The sequence below is a fragment of the Kitasatospora sp. NPDC002040 genome, assembly GCF_040296785.1.
In the GTDB taxonomy this organism is placed as follows: domain Bacteria; phylum Actinomycetota; class Actinomycetes; order Streptomycetales; family Streptomycetaceae; genus Kitasatospora.
Genome location: NZ_JBEOXV010000011.1, coordinates 21,821 through 36,486 on the forward strand (window position 1 = coordinate 21,821; position 14,666 = coordinate 36,486).

Annotated in this window: 7 protein-coding genes and 1 CRISPR repeat array; of the genes, 4 read left to right on the forward strand and 3 right to left on the reverse strand. The window is 71.2% G+C overall.

Going from position 1 to position 14,666, the window contains the following annotated elements; translation table 11 throughout:
• Window positions 1-603: 603 nt before the first annotated feature.
• From ABT118_RS22555 to ABT118_RS22570, 4 genes are all read left to right on the forward strand, one after another.
• The gene (locus ABT118_RS22555) at window positions 604-960 is read left to right on the forward strand and encodes a nucleotide pyrophosphohydrolase (RefSeq protein WP_350671827.1); all 357 of its coding nucleotides are present in this window, start codon (window positions 604-606) and stop codon (window positions 958-960) included.
• 8 nt (window positions 961-968) lie between these two features.
• On the forward strand, window positions 969-1,961 hold the full coding sequence (locus tag ABT118_RS22560) for a hypothetical protein (RefSeq protein WP_350671829.1): 993 nt from the start codon (window positions 969-971) through the stop codon (window positions 1,959-1,961).
• Between the two features lie 3,489 nt (window positions 1,962-5,450).
• Window positions 5,451-6,090: direct repeats of the CRISPR family, unit length 29 nt; unit sequence GTCGGCCCCGCACGCGCGGGGATGCTCCC.
• Window positions 6,091-6,339: 249 nt separating this feature from the next.
• Window positions 6,340-6,591 carry a plasmid mobilization protein gene (locus ABT118_RS22565; protein WP_350671831.1) on the forward strand — a complete coding sequence of 84 codons (252 nt, stop codon included), beginning with the start codon at window positions 6,340-6,342 and terminating at the stop codon, window positions 6,589-6,591.
• A gap of 23 nt (window positions 6,592-6,614) precedes the next feature.
• Window positions 6,615-6,959 (forward strand): fic family toxin-antitoxin system, toxin component, encoded by a 345-nt coding sequence (locus ABT118_RS22570; RefSeq protein WP_350671833.1) that lies wholly within the window; start codon window positions 6,615-6,617, stop codon window positions 6,957-6,959.
• A 4,733-nt stretch (window positions 6,960-11,692) separates the two neighbouring features.
• On the opposite strand, the gene ABT118_RS22575 is transcribed toward ABT118_RS22570, so the two are convergent.
• The 3 genes from ABT118_RS22575 to dnaB form a co-directional block, all read right to left on the reverse strand.
• Window positions 11,693-12,301 (reverse strand): DciA family protein, encoded by a 609-nt coding sequence (locus ABT118_RS22575; RefSeq protein ID WP_350671835.1) that lies wholly within the window; start codon window positions 12,299-12,301, stop codon window positions 11,693-11,695.
• Complete coding sequence (locus tag ABT118_RS22580; RefSeq protein WP_350671838.1) at window positions 12,301-12,738, reverse strand: hypothetical protein; 438 nt, start codon at window positions 12,736-12,738, stop codon at window positions 12,301-12,303. Before ABT118_RS22580 ends, ABT118_RS22575 begins: the two co-directional genes overlap by 1 nt.
• A gap of 420 nt (window positions 12,739-13,158) precedes the next feature.
• Complete coding sequence (gene dnaB / locus ABT118_RS22585) at window positions 13,159-14,640, reverse strand: replicative DNA helicase (RefSeq protein ID WP_502884643.1); 1,482 nt, start codon at window positions 14,638-14,640, stop codon at window positions 13,159-13,161.
• Between the last annotated feature and the right edge of the window lie 26 nt (window positions 14,641-14,666).

Genomic DNA, 14,666 nt, shown 5'->3' on the forward strand with positions numbered 1-14,666 from the left:
ACGCCGGGCGAAGCCCTGCTGGTGAAGGTCCGCTTCAGACAGGTGATGGGTGAATGCAGCAGGGAGACCTCCGATTTGAGAGGTGCCGAGCCGGGCTACGCTGGATTGGCGGTCTCGTCCTCACACTTGTCGGCCTCGTACGCGCGGGAATGGTCCCTTCGCCGGGGGCGAATCGAAGGTTTCCAGGTCGTCGGCCCCGCGCTCGCGGGGGTGGTCCCCTGTACGTGGCGGGCTGCGACGTGTCCGGGGAGTCAGCCCCGCGCTCGGCGGGGATGGTCCTCCGTCCGTGGCCCAACCGTGGCGTTGCATCGCGTCAGCCCTGCGCTCCCGGGGATGGTCCCGCGCCCGCCGATCCGCTGGAGCAGGCCGTTCCGCCAGCCCCGCGCTCGCGGGGCTGGTCTCTGGTCAGGGGTCATAACGAGTACTTCCAGCAGTCTGGCCCTGGTCTTCGTCCTCTGGCTGACGGGGTGGCAGCAGCGGCCGATCCGTTGCTGGCTTCGTTACCGTGGCTACGTGAGCAAACGAGCCGACCCTGGCCACCACCAATCCATCCTGCCGTGGTAATTGGCGCATTGTCAGTCGTGGCTGGTAGGTGTTGGCACCATGACGATCAGGGGCCTCCAGCAGGAGCTGGCCGAGTTCGCGGCCGAACGTGACTGGCAGCAGTTCCACACACCCAAGAACCTCGCCATGGCCCTGGCCGGCGAGAGCGGTGAACTGATGGAGATCTTCCAGTGGCTCACCCCGGAGCAGTCCGCGGGCATCATGGCGGACCAGGCCCAGGCGCCCCGGGTCCGTGAGGAACTCGCCGACGTCTTCGCCTACCTGCTGCGCCTTGCGGACGTCCTGGACGTCGACCTGGAGCAGGCCCTGGCGGAGAAGATCGCCGTCAACGGTGCGAAGTATCCGGTTTACCTCGCCCGGGGCCGTGCCGACAAGTACACCCAGCTGGGGGGATGACCACACCGATGCGCATCGTGATGCAGCCGGCCCGACGGTCCGAGAAGGACGTCAACCAGCACTACCTGGACACCATCGCCTCCCCCGTCGTCTTCGACGACCACGCCGACCTGCTCGACCCCGACGTGCTGGCCCGGCTCAAGCAGCTCTTCCCCGGCGGGTCCGCGCAGATGTGGGGCATCGTCCCCGGTAAGAAGGAGGTGAACGTCTCCAAGGTCAAGAAGATGGCGCCCGGGGACTTCGTGTTCTTCAGCGGCGACAAGCGCCTCTACTTCGGCGGCACCATCGCCCTCATGTGGCGGAACAAGGCCATGGCCGAGCGCCTGTGGACCACCGACCACAACGGCAGCACCTGGGAGTACATGTACGCCCTCACCGACACCCGGGGCTTCGACATCCCCGTCGAGGAAGTCCGCCAGCTCCTCGGCTGGAACCCCAACCGCAACATCATGGGCATCTCCGTCCTCACCGACGACGACGGCGAAACCCTCCAGACGTTCCTGACCATCGAACCCGGCACCACCGCCACCCCGCCGACGGACGAGGAGGCTGACCAGGCCGCGGTCCTCGCGTTCGACGGCCAGCTGGAACGCCAGGCCCTCCGCGCCTACCGCGGCGAACAGACAGCCCTCAAACGCCACCTCCTGCCCGGTGCAACCGGGGATTGCGCCCTCTGCGGGCGGACGCTGCCCCGGACGTTCCTGATCGCCGCTCACATAAAGAAGCGGGGGATGTGCACAGACGAGGAGAAGCTCGACTTCAACAACGTCGCCATGCTCGCCTGCACATTCGGCTGCGACGGACTCTACGAGCACGGCTACATCACCGTCGGTGATGGTGGCGCCCTCCAGGTCAGCCCGCTGGCCGCCGCCATGCCCGGCGTCAGCGACCACATCCAGCAGCACCTGGCTGGCAGGACCGTCACCTGGTGGAACCCAGAGCGCGAGCCGTACTACGAGTGGCACCGCATCCACACCTACAAGGCCAGCCCGCCCCAGTAGACATCTGACACACCTGGTCAGGGGCTCTGGAAGGTTGAACTCGAGCCGATCCGATGGCGGCTGCGCCGTAGACCCGGCGATTGCGGGGATGGCCCCTCCGTTTCGATGTTGTACAGCGGGTACAGGGTGTTGGCCCCGCGCATGCGGGGATTGTCCCGACTTCGTGTTCCTCTCGCAGGGCGGCACGCCATCGGCCCCGCAGCCGCAGGGATGGTTCTGGGTGGAGCGGCATCGGCTACCACTTCGTGATGCCGGCCACGCACGCGCGGGGATGCTCCCGAGCTCGGGCACAACCTGCACGGGTTCGTTCTGTCGGGCCTTTCGCTCGCGGGGATGGTCCCGTTGTGTCCGGGTCGCCCAGGACAAGCAGGACGTCGGCCCCGCGCTCGCAGGGCTGACCCTGCCCGCCGGTGGCGCCTCGTGGCGGTGGTCGGCCCTGTGGGCTCCGCCTGAGGCAGGGTGAGCCGCTGGCTTATGGGTCGGCCCGGTGGTTGCTGATGAGGTGAGTCGGCCCCGCACGCGCGGGGATGCTCCCATGGAAGAGGCGGGGCTGCTGGACTCGCCCCGGTCGGCCCCGCACGCGCGGGGATGGTCCCTGCATCCCGGTCGTCCTGGACCCCGGGCCCAAGTCGGTCCCGCGCACGCGGGGATGCTCCCTCGGCGAGCCGGTCCTCAGACTCGCGGTAGTAGTCGGCCCCGCACGCGCGGGGATGGTTCCCGTGCTCGTCGCCGTCGGGTCACCGCGGTGCTGTCGACCCCGCGTACGCAGGGATGGTCCCCACGGCGCCGGCATGTGCTGTGGCCTCCAGGAGTCAGCCCGCATGCGCGGGATGCTCGCTGGCATCGGCCGCCCGCGAGTACAGGAGGTGTACCTCTCACGCGTGGGGATAGCCGGGCGCAGTCACCGAAGCCGTGGTTCCGCTCCTGGACAAGTCGACCCCGCTTGCGCGGGGATAGTCCCCACCACGCTGGCACCTGCCGCGCCCGACCCCGGTCGGTCCCGCGTTCGCGGGGATCGTCCCGTCCGGGTCAGCGCCACCCTCATCGGCCGGCCCGAGTCTGGCTTGGTGAGAAGGATGATAGGACGCTGCACCCGAGCAAGCTGAATTCGTATGGGCTCGCGCCGCTGGAACGTTGCAGGTTAGGAAGTGTTGGCCCCGCACACGCGGGGATGGTTCCGATGCTGGCCTGCCGGGACCCGGACGCGTCGAGTCGGCCCCGCACGCGCGGGGATGCTCCCAGGCCCGCGCCGACGTTCAGGAACGGGTCGTCGTCGGCCCCGCACGCGCGGGGATGGTCCCAGGCGCCAGGGCTCGACGCCGAGAGCCCGAGCGTCGGCCCCGCACGCATGCGGGGATGGTTCGCAGTGGAGCAGCGAGTTTCGCCACCTCTACCCGTCGGCCCCGCGCATGCGGGAGTGGTCCCCGAACCCGACCGGTGACCCGAAGTCGGCTCCGACTTTGCGAGGGCCCTGACAGGCTGACAGCAACGGCCAGGGTGGCGGATGATGGAGGGGCTCCGGCTAGATTCGAACTGAATCTGTACGGGACTAAGCCGCTGAAACGTCGCAGTTCAGGAAGTGTCGGCCCCGCACGCGCGGGGATGCTCCCTCGACACTCTCCTCACCCAGGCCGCAGCGCTCGTCGGCCCCGCACGCGCGGGGATGCTCCCCGGTGTAGGAGCTCCAGTTCGACGGCGCCGATGTCGGCCCCGCACGCGCGGGGATGCTCCCAGGCCAGTGGTGTACTCCGGCGTCGGCCCGGCCGTCGGCCTCGCGCATGCGGGGATGCTCCCGCCGACCCGCAATCCTCGCCGCCCACCGGCCAGTCAGTCCCGCGTTCGCGGGGGATGGTCCCGACACGGTCTCCCCCAGCGCCTGTCCGGTCGGCCCCGCACGCCTGCGGCTTACCCCCTTCAGCTCCCGGTTCTTGAGCGCGGGTCTGGCTAGGGGTCTGAGCTGTGGTCGTGTCAGGCGGCTGGCGCGAGTTTGTCGGGGTGGCCGAAGACTTCGTCAAAGTTGAGCGACCTGGCCATGGGGACGAGGAGATAGGGGAGCCGGATCCTGCGGTAGTCCGCGGCCCGGTGTGGCCCAGGCCGATTGCGTCGTGCGGGCTGAGGAGCTCGAGCTCGTCGAAGACGTAGTACAGCGGCAATCGCGTCCATGCGACGAGCTGGAGGTGGGCGTCGACGGCCGCGCTCTCGATGGCGTGGCGCTGAGACCTTCGGCTCGTCATGCGGCTTTTGCAGTCGATGAGGACGATCTGCCGGCCCCGAGCGGCGATGAGGTCAGGGGTCCAGCGCAAGGAGCTTTTGGTGCCGTGCAGTGCGAGGCGGATAGGTTCCCCCATGACGCCTTGGCCCCAAGCGCTGACGGACCAGCCTCGGTGGTCGAGTTCCCGGGCGACGCGTTGTTCATGGGCGTCACCGACTGCCTTCCTTGCCTGAAAGCTCGTCATACGGGGAGTGTGGCGCACTGCAGCCCAGGTGAAACAGCGGCTGTCTCCTGGCCCGGCCGGCTTCGGCCATGGCAGCCAGCGTCCGTGGGCGTTCGTGGTTGTCCGTGGGTGTCCGCGTGGGTCCCACGCTGTCTCACCGTGTTCCGGTTTGTCCTACGCGAACTTGGCCGAAATCGCTGCCCTGTCTGAGCACTCCAGAGGGCGTGACCGCGACCAGGTCGCTCGTCTGCCTGGCGTGTAGGTCTGTATCTGGGCCGCTAGGGCAGAGCCAGCTTGACCGTCTGGGCGGGGAACGGTGGCTGAGGTAGCAGATGATGGGGTGCCTCGCCTCGACCTGAATTGAATCGTCGGCCCCACGCTTGCGGGGATGGTCCCAGCAGCCCGATCACCTCTCACAGATCGCGGGCGGACCGGCCCCGCACGCGCGGGGGCCCTGACAGACTGACAGCAGTAGCCAGGGTGGCGGATGATGGAGCAGCTCCGACTCGATTCGAACTGAATCTGCACGGGACCAAGCCGCCGTAACGTAGCAGGTCAGGAAGTGTCGGCCCCGCATGCGCGGGGATGCTCCCCGTCCGTCCCGGGCATCGTCGCCCGCGTCCCTGTCGGCCCCGCATGCGCGGGGATGCTCCAGCTCGAGGACCGCGGGGCCAGGACCACCTACCGTCGGCCCCGCATGCGCGGGGATGCTCCCCTGGTTGCCCGCGACCGCGCGTCCGCAGCCATGTCGGCCCCGCATACGCGGGGATGGTCCCTCCCGAGCGATCGCGGCGGAGGCCGGGCCGTAGTCGGCCCCGCATAGGCGGGGATGCTCCCGCCATCCACGAGATCGACGCCGGCCCCGTCATGTCGGCCCCGCGGACGCGGGGATGGTCCCCGAACCCGACCAGTGACCCGAAGTCGGCTCCGACTTTGCGAGGGCCCTGACAGGCTGACAGCAACGGTCAGGGTGGCGGATGATGGAGCGGCTCCGGCTAGATTCGAACTGAATCTGTACGGGACTAAGCCGCTGAAACGTCGCAGTTCAGGAAGTGTCGGCCCCGCACGCGCGGGGATGCTCCCGATTCGGCCGGAGCGTAGACCTCGGGGATAGAGTCGGCCCCGCACGCGCGGGGATGCTCCCTTGTGGCGGTGCGGCGGCGCGTCCGCTTCATCGTCGGCCCCGCACGCGCGGGGATGCTCCCGGGACCCGCTTCGAGGGCGGTCTCCTCAACAAGTCGGCCCCGCACGCGCGGGGATGCTCCCGCCATCCGCACCGCCGGACGGCACGCCCGCCTGTCGGCCCCGCACGCGCGGGGATGCTCCTGCGGGCGAGATGCCAGGACGGCCTGCACGATCGTCGGCCCCGCACGCGCGGGGATGCTCCTGCGGGCGAGATGCCAGGACGGCCTGCACGATCGTCGGCCCCGCACGCGCGGGGATGCTCCCGTCGCAGGGGTCGACGGCAGCCCCACCACGCTGTCGGCCCCGCACGCGCGGGGATGCTCCCACGAAGGCGAAGCAGCGGAAGGAGGGGCGTTGGTCGGCCCCGCACGCGCGGGGATGCTCCCTCCCGCGAGCAGCTGATCGCGGCGCCGGTCGAGTCGGCCCCGCACGGTCGGGGATGCTCCCCGGCGGGGCTTTCGTCGTTCCCTGGGGTGATCGTCCGCCCCGCGCTCGCGGGGATGGTCCCAGGCCCTGCTGGGCGCTATGCGGCAGTCGTATCGGTCCCGCTCGCGTGCGATGAGCCCCGTTTGCTCTGTAGTTCTGGGTTGAGGACCCATCGGGCTTTGCATGCGTGGCGTTGGTTCGGCGTATGCCTGGCCACTTTTGATCGCCTGATCGTCGGCCGTGTGCGCACGGGGCTGGTCTTGGGTGCGGGGCCCGAGTGGTGTCTGGTTGATGTTCTTGTAGCACCTGCTACGGTGCGCTACTTTTGGGGTATGAAGCAGTTGAATGTGCGCTTGGATGACACCGCTCATGAGGTCCTCGAGCAGCGGGCGGAGGCTGCGGGGATGAGTCTGACGGACTATGCCCGCAAGGTGCTGGTGGAGGAGGCCGATGAGCGGCGGGAGCGTTTCCTGACGGCTGCTGCGCACTTTTCGCAGGCTTGGGGGCCGGCGTTTGAGGAGGAGTTCGGCCCGTACCCGGCGGCGGGTCGGCCGGGCCGGTCCGGGACGGCGGACGCGGCATGATGTTGCGTGTGGACCGAGGCTGGTTGCTGGACATCGCCCACCAGTTCTTGCCGGCAGATCCGGATGTCACGGACTACGGGACGCTGGCGGCCGCGGTGGCGCGGCATGTCGATGAGGTCATGGATGTGCCGGTTTACGGTGCGGTCAATCAGCGGGCGGCCGCCCTCATGCACCAGCTGGTCAGGGTGCCGGCGCTCGAGTTCGCGAACGAGCAGTTCGCTTCTGTCGTCGCCGCGTCCTATCTGAGTGCCGCAGGCGTGATCGTCACTGCGGAGCCCAAACAGGCAGTCGAGCTCGCCTCGCGCATCCGCGACAGCCAAGCCGACATCCGCGAAACCGCCACCGCTATCCGCACCTGGTACCGCTGACCCTCGCCTGCCCCGCACGCGCGGGGATGGTCCCACGATCCGTCTGGCCGAGGCGCTGGCCAAGCGGTCGGTCCCGCGCTCGCGGGGATGGTCTGAGCCGGCTCCGACTTTGCGAAGGCCTGACAGGCTGACAGCAACGGTCAGGGTGGCGGATGATGGAGCGGCTCCGGCTAGATTCGAACTGAATCTGTACGGGACTAAGCCGCTGAAACGTCGCAGTTCAGGAAGTGTCGGCCCCGCACGCGCGGGGGTGCTCCCGCCGCGTACAGCGAGTCCACCGGCACCGTGAAGTCGGCCCCGCACGCGCGGGGATGCTCCTGACGGATCATTCACGTATGACGGAGTTCTGTAGTCGGCCCCGCACGCGCGGGGATGGTCCGTGCCGCCGCCTCAAGGCCCGCACCCCCGACCTGTAAGCGGGGATGGTCCCCCGATCGGCCTGGTCATCCTGGCGCTGGCCGCGTCGGCCCCGCGGACGCGGGGATGGTCCCGAGCGGTTGACGTGCTGCGGGTCGGGCTTGGGGTCGGCCCCGCGGACGCGGGGATGGTCCCGCGGTGGCTTCCGGCGCGTGGGTATAGCGGTCGTCGGCCCCGCGGACGCGGGGATGGTCCCGTTAACCGGCCGATCCCGAAGGGGGTTGCATGGTCGGCCCCGCGGACGCGGGGATGGTTCCGCGTTCCAGCTCCGCGGCAAGGACACCGCGCGGTCGGCCCCGCAGACGCGGGGATGCTCCCCCGTGGCTCAGGCCGACCCAGGCCAGCGTCGGCCCCGCGCACGCGGGGTTGGTCCCAGCTCGGCGGCCCAGCCGGTCGGCTACGCCGGGTCGGCCCCGCGTAAGCGGGGATGCTCCCGACTGGTACAGGATCAGCAACAGCATCGGGTCGTCGGCCCCGCATAGGCGGGGATGCTTCCCCGAGACCGGCCACGCAGACCAGCACCAGGTCGTCGGCCCCGCAGACGCGGGATGGTCCCCAGCGGCGGACGCTCTGCACAGCTCCCATCCCGTCGGCCCCGCGTACTCGGGGATGGTCCCTCCTCAACGACGCCGGCTCGCTCTACTCGATCGTCGGCCCCGCATAGGCGGGGATGCTCCCGCACCCTGAGGCATGATCCCTGGCTCGGGATCGTCGGCCCCGCGTAGGCGGGGATGCTCCCGTCGTCGGATCGGTCTCCCTCCGGCCGAGGGGGTCGGCCCCGCGTACGCGGGAATGGTCCCGGTTCGTACGGCCGAGCCCTTCGAGCCCCGACGTCGGCCCTGCAGACGCGGGGATGGTCCCCCATGGCAGACAGGGGGGAGGAGAGATCTCCCGTCGGCCCCGCATGCGCGGGGATGGTCCCGTCAGTGCGGACTGATCCGCCGTCCACACCTGGTCGGCCCCGCATGCGCGGGGATGGTCCCCCGACGTGCCACCGCGGCTCTCCTCCCGGCGAGTCGGCCCCGCATGCGCGGGGATGGTCCCTACGGCAAGGTCGCGTGGCGGTACGGCTCGAAGTCGGCCCCGCACGCGCGGGGATGCTCCTGTGCAGACGCACTACGAGCCGCAGACCGGCCAGTCGGCCCCGCACGCGCGGGGATGCTCCCTGCCCCCAGCCCGGAGGAACGTAGACGCCGAGGTCGGCCCCGCACGCGCGGGGATGGCTCCTACCTGGCCAAGAAGCTCCTGGGCTAGCAGCCGTCGGCCCCGCGCTCGCGGGGATGCTCCCCGCACCAGCACCAACCTGCGACACAGCAGTCCGTCGGCCCCGCAGGCGCGGGGATGGTCCCCCGCTGGTGGCTGACCAACGCGGCCGCGCACTGTCGGCCCCGCATGCGCGGGGATGCTCCCGCACCAGGCCTGGGCCGCCCTCCGCATGATCGGTCGGCCCCGCATGCGCGGGGATGCTCCCCAGGCGTTGCAGGGTGGCGCACGAGATGCCGAGTCGGCCCCGCATGCGCGGGGATGGTCCGACGGTGTGGGGTTCCTCGTACCCGGAGATCTGGTCGGCCCCGCACGCGCGGGGATGGTCCCGGGATCAGGCCGTTGACGGCCTCGGCAAGGTTGTCGGCCCCGCGTACGCGGGGATGGTCCCGGACCACCCATGAACGAGCACCTGACCCACGAGTCGGCCCCGCGGACGCGGGGATGGTCCCCATGCCGGGAGTCCGCCGAGGTGGACCAGCGGGTCGGCCCCGCGGACGCGGGGATGGTCCCTGGTCGCCATCGCGCTGCCGCTGGCCGGCACCGTCGGCCCCGCGAACGCGGGGATGGTCCCTGCATGGGTGCCTCCAGGGCATGACGAAGCCCGTCGGCCCCGCGGACGCGGGGATGGTCCCGCCGCGACCTGGGCGTTAGTCCACGGCTGGGTGTCGGCCCCGCGGACGCGGGGATGGTCCCTGACGCTCAGCATCGCTAGCTAGCCACAGAGTGTCGGCCCCGCATGCGCGGGGATGGTCCCAGAGCCCCTGCACCGAGCCCGAGAGGTGGACCGTCGGCCCCGTATACGCGGGGATGGTCCCCGGAGCTGACCGAGCTCGCCTGCCTCCGCGCCGTCGGCCCCGCATGCGCGGGGATGGTCCCGGCCAGTTCGAGCGCGTCCACCTGCTGCTCGAGTCGGCCCTGCACGCGCGGGGATGGTCCCTGAATCGCGGGGCACTCGATCTTGACCGAGCTGTCGGCCCCGCATGCGCGGGGATGGTCCCCGGTGGCGGGCCCTGTGCTGTCCGGTCTCCCAGTCGGCCCCGCGGACGCGGGGATGGTCCCCGCACCCGCTCACCGCGCGGGCAGCCGTTCCGGTCGGCCCCGCGTAGGCGGGGATGCTCCGGTGAAGGCCCCGCTGCCCCCGGCACTGCACCAGTCGGCCCCGCGTAGGCGGGGATGCTCCGGACATCAGCACCCGGTTCGCCACCGACGTGGCGTCGGCCCCGTGCGGGCGGGGATGCTCCCCGACGACATCGACCCGCAGATCAGCGCCCAGATGTCGGCCCCACAGACGCGGGGATGGTCCTCAGTTCTCGCTCTCGCGCTGGCTGCCGAACCGGTCAATCCCGCGCTCGCGGGGATGGTCCCAGCAGCCCGATCACCTCTCACAGATCGCGGGCGGACCGGCCCCGCACGCACGGGGGCCCTGACAGACTGACAGCAGTAGCCAGGGTGGCGGATGATGGAGCAGCTCCGACTCGATTCGAACTGAATCTGCACGGGACCAAGCCGCCGCAACGTCGCAGTTCAGGAAGTGTCGGCCCCGCACGCGCGGGGATGCTCCTCCGAAGAGATGGATCAGCTAACGGGGCCCTTTGTCGGCCCCGCACGCGCGGGGATGCTCCCGGTGTCGGCGGAGGGATCTCCTCCGCAGCACAGTCGGCCCCGCACGCGCGGGGATGCTCCCTCACCATCCCCACCCCCTGCGACCTCCGCGAGGTCAGCCCCGCACGCGCGGGGATGCTCCCCCGCCCCCGCCGGGCCCACCCCACCAACACCCGTCGGCCCCGCACGCGCGGGGATGCTCCGTCCTCCGCGCTCTTCGCCACCACATTGCGCCGGTCGGCCCCGCACGCGCGGGAATGGTCCCGGGATCAGGCCGTTGACGGCCTCGGCAAGGTTGTCGGCCCCGCGTACGCGGGGATGGTCCCTACGCCGAGGTGTACGAGCTGCTGCAGCAGGGGTCGGTCCCGCAGACACGGGGATGGTCCCGGCAGAGTCCTCAGCCAGGCCGGCCCCGTCGTGTCGGCCCCGCGGACGCGGGATGGTCCCGCCCACCCGGTCAGCTCGGTGAACCGCTCCACGCGGGGATGGTCCCCGAGCCCGACGGACAGGGCGATCAGCAGCAGGGTCGGCCCCGCGGACGCGGGGATGGTCCCTGAAGTCCGGCACCGTGGCGGCGATTCTCGTCGTCGGCCCCGCAGACGCGGGGATGGTCCGGCCATGGGGAAGCTGAGCTCCGAGGGCTTGGTGTCGGCCCCGCAGACGCGGGGATGGTCCCGACTACCGGCTGCAGCTGGAGGCCCAGCGGGAGTCGGCCCTGCGGACGCGGGGGTGGTCCCTCGTCCGCCGTCCGTCCGCGCTGCTGCTGCGGGTCGGCCCCGCGTACGCGGGGATGGTCCCCACGTGATGTCATGAAGCGGGGTGGTCTCCCAGTCGGCCCCGCGTAAGCGGGGATTGTCCGCTCGGGCCGCCAGGGTGATCCACTCCCAGCAGTCGGCCTCGCGGACGCGGGGATAGTCCCGGGTCTCGCAGCCCTGGGTCTCGGAGCGGGCGGTCGGCCCCGCGGACGCGGGGATGGTCCCCCGATCGGGCTCGTGATCGTGGCACTCACCGTGTCGGCCCCGCGTACGCGGGGATGGTCCCCACCTGCGCTCGGGCAACGTCACCCACGAGGAGTCGGCCCTGCGGACGCGGGGATGGTCCCGACGCGCTGGTCCTGGTCGCCGCTGCGCAGGCGGCGGCCCCGCGTAGGCGGGGATGCTCCTGAGTAGAAGACCAGGTCATCGCGTGTTGCAGTGTCAGTCCCGCGGACGCGGGGATGGTCCCTGCGCGTTCACGGCCAGGTCGGCGTCGCAGGAGTCAGCCCCGCGAACGCGGGGATGGGCCCGGAGGCACCCGATGAAGACCCGCACGCTGTACGTCGGCCCCGCGAACGCGGGGATGGTCCCGCGCCCTCACCTCCCTCCGCACTGACGAGGAGTCGGCCCCGCGTACGCGGGGGTCAGCAGCAGTACCTGTCGGAGCGGCGGGTCAGGGCTGGGTGGTCGGGGTCAGGCGGCGCGCCAGTTCCCGACGGCCATCTCGGTCGCGATCTGTCGGGCGGCGGCGTCCTCGCGCATCTGGCGGCGCAGCTCTTGGTAGACGGGCGGGGGCGAGGCTGGCTGGTGGTTGTGCCAGGCGATCTGGTCGTCGGGCTCCTGGTCCTGCGGCGTGGTGGGGGCGGGGCCGGTGCGGATGTCGATGGTGGTCACGGTGCCGGGTCGGAGCTGGTCGAGGTCGGTGAGGATCTGGCGCTGGTGGAGGCGGAGTTGGGCGGCCCAGGCTGGAGAGTCGGCGATCACGCGCAGGCGGCGGGTGGTGGGGTCGTAGCCGGCCAGGTGCCAGTGGGCCACCGCGGTGAAGCCGACGACCACGCGCCAGCGTTCGCGCAGGCCTCCGCCGGCGGTGCCGAGGGTCCAGCCGTGGGCGGCGACCAGGGCGGTGAACACGGCGGTAAGGGGCGCGGGTTCGCGGGCGTCGCGGCCGCGCCGGGCGGTGTCACCGCGGGTGGGCGCGGGGCGCTTGGCGGGAGTGTGGCCGTGGGCGCGGGCGCTGTGGCGGGCGGCGTTGAGGGCGAGGCGGGCCAGGTCGATCCCGGTGGCGGCGGGCTGAGAGTCCATCAGGTGTTCACTGCCTCTCGGGCCGGTGCGGTGGCGGGGCGCTGGGTGTGCTGGCGGAGCTGCTGGACAGTGCGCAGGCGCTGCTGGAGCAGGTGCTCGGCGGTGCGTCGGCGAGCGGTGTCCGCGACCCGCTCGGCGCCCTCCTGCGCGGAGGCCTGGGTGGGGTGGCGGTGGGCACGGCGCTGCTCGGCCGCGCGGACAGTCTCGGCTTCAGCCTCGGCCTGCGGGGAGCGGGCCAGCAGCCACAAGGCGCCGGCGCGGTACTCCGCCAGCGCGCCGGCGGGCACGGCCTGATCGGAAGCGACCTCGGCCCGGGTGGCGCCGGCCGGGCGGGCGGCCAGCACCTCGGCCTTCAGCTCGGCGTTCACCTGCGCCACGACGGCCCGCACGTCGGCCGGGTCGTTCAGGTCGGCGGTTGCGGCCAGCGCCGCGTTCACGGCCTCCACAAACGTGGCCCGGGCTGCCCGGCCGCTCTCGCACACCGGGCACAACCCGGCCGCCCCCCGCCATGCCGTAGTCCGAGCACGGCAACGCCCACCGGGCCGCTGCAGTGTCGGCGGCCTGCTCGGCCTGGGCCGCGCGGCGCTCCTTGGCCTGGTCGACTGCCCGTTCCAGGCGCTCGCGCCCGGCTGCCCGGCCGGCGACGCGAGCCCGGGCGGCGCCCTCCGCGCACGGGTTCGGATCCACCACGGCCCGGTCTTGCAGCTGGCGCTGAGCAGTTGTCGGCTTGTCATCAACCGAGGGAATCGCTAGATATCCCCCTGACGGGCGATCTTGACTCCGGATGATGCCGGGGAGCAGGGAAGACGGCTTGGGTCATCAGAGAGCCCGTCAAAGGCCTTCTCGGCCTTGTGGGATCAGTTGACGTCCTTGGTCATATCGACGATCCGGCTGTAGTGCCCCTGGAACGCAGCGGTGATCGTAGCTGTTGGTCCCCCTCGATGCTTGGCCACGTGCAGGTCGATCTCCCCGGCGCGGGGGGACTCCTTCTCGTAGGCGTCGTCGCGGTGTAGCAGGATCACGATGTCGGCGTCCTGCTCGATCGCGCCGGACTCTCGCAGATCGGACAGTTGCGGAACCTTCTCGGTGCGCTGAGCCGGCCCGCGGTTGAGCTGGGACAACGCCACGACCGGGCACTCCAGCTCCTTCGCGAGCAGCTTGAGGTTGCGCGACATGTCCGCCACCTCGGCCTGCCGGTTGTCGAACTGCTTGGTGCCGCCGGACTGCATCAGCTGGATGTAGTCGACGACGACCAGGCCGAGGCCGCCGTACTTCTGGGCCAGGCGCCGGGAGCGGGTGCGGATCTCGAGCGCGGTCAGCTCGGGGCTGTCGTCGATCTCCAGCGGGGCCGTCTTGATGTCCGGGGTGCGCCGGGCCAGACGGTGGAGGTCGTCGTCGGTGATGGTGCCGCCCTTGATGTGGTGCAGCGCCACCCGGGCCTCGGCGGAGAACGTCCGCTGAACGATTTCCTTGCGGCCCATCTCCAGGGAGAAGATCACCCCCGGCAGGCCCTGCTGGATCGAGCAGCACCGCAGAAGGTCCAGCGCGAGCGTCGACTTGCCCATGGCCGGCCTCGCGCCGATGACAACCAGCTGGCCCGGCAGCAGACCGGTGGTCAGGGCGTCGAGGTCAGCCAAGCCGGTGGACAGGCCCACCAGTTCCCCCGACTTGGTGTTGTCCAGGTCGTCGTAGAAGCCCTCGATGTCATCGCCGATCGGCGCGGTGGAGGCGGCGGCCCGCTCGCTGACCGCGTCGAACAGGACGCTGTGCGCGGCCTGGGTGATGTCGTCGATGTCGCCCTCGGCGGCGTAGCCCATGCCCGCGATCCGGGTGCCGGCCTCCACCAGGCGGCGCAGCACGGCGCGCTCGTGGACGATCTGGGCGTAGTACTCGGCGTTCGCCGCGGTCGGCACCGTGTTGACCAGGGTATGGAGGTAGCCGGGGCCGCCGGCCCGGGCCAGTTCGCCGCGCTTGGTGAGCTCGGCGGCCACCGTGATCGGGTCGGCGGGCTCGCCCTTGGCGTACAGGTCGACGATCGCGCTGTGGATCAGCTCGTGTGCCGGCCGGTAGTAGTCCCGCGGCTTGAGCAGCTCGATCACGTCGCCGATGGCGTCCTTCGACAGCATCATGCCGCCAAGCACCGACTGCTCGGCCGCCAGGTCCTGCGGCGGCACCCGCTCGAACTCCTCGCCCGGGGCCTCCTGGGACCCGGCGCGGGGACCGCTGCGAGCGCGGTCACCCCAGCGGGGTGCCTGCGCGGGCGGGCGGGAGTCGTCGAAATCCGACTCCGGCTCCGGGCCGAAGCCGTCCGGCTCGTCGTCCAGCTCGGGGTCGACCAGCTCCTCGACGACCGGCTCGTCCGGGA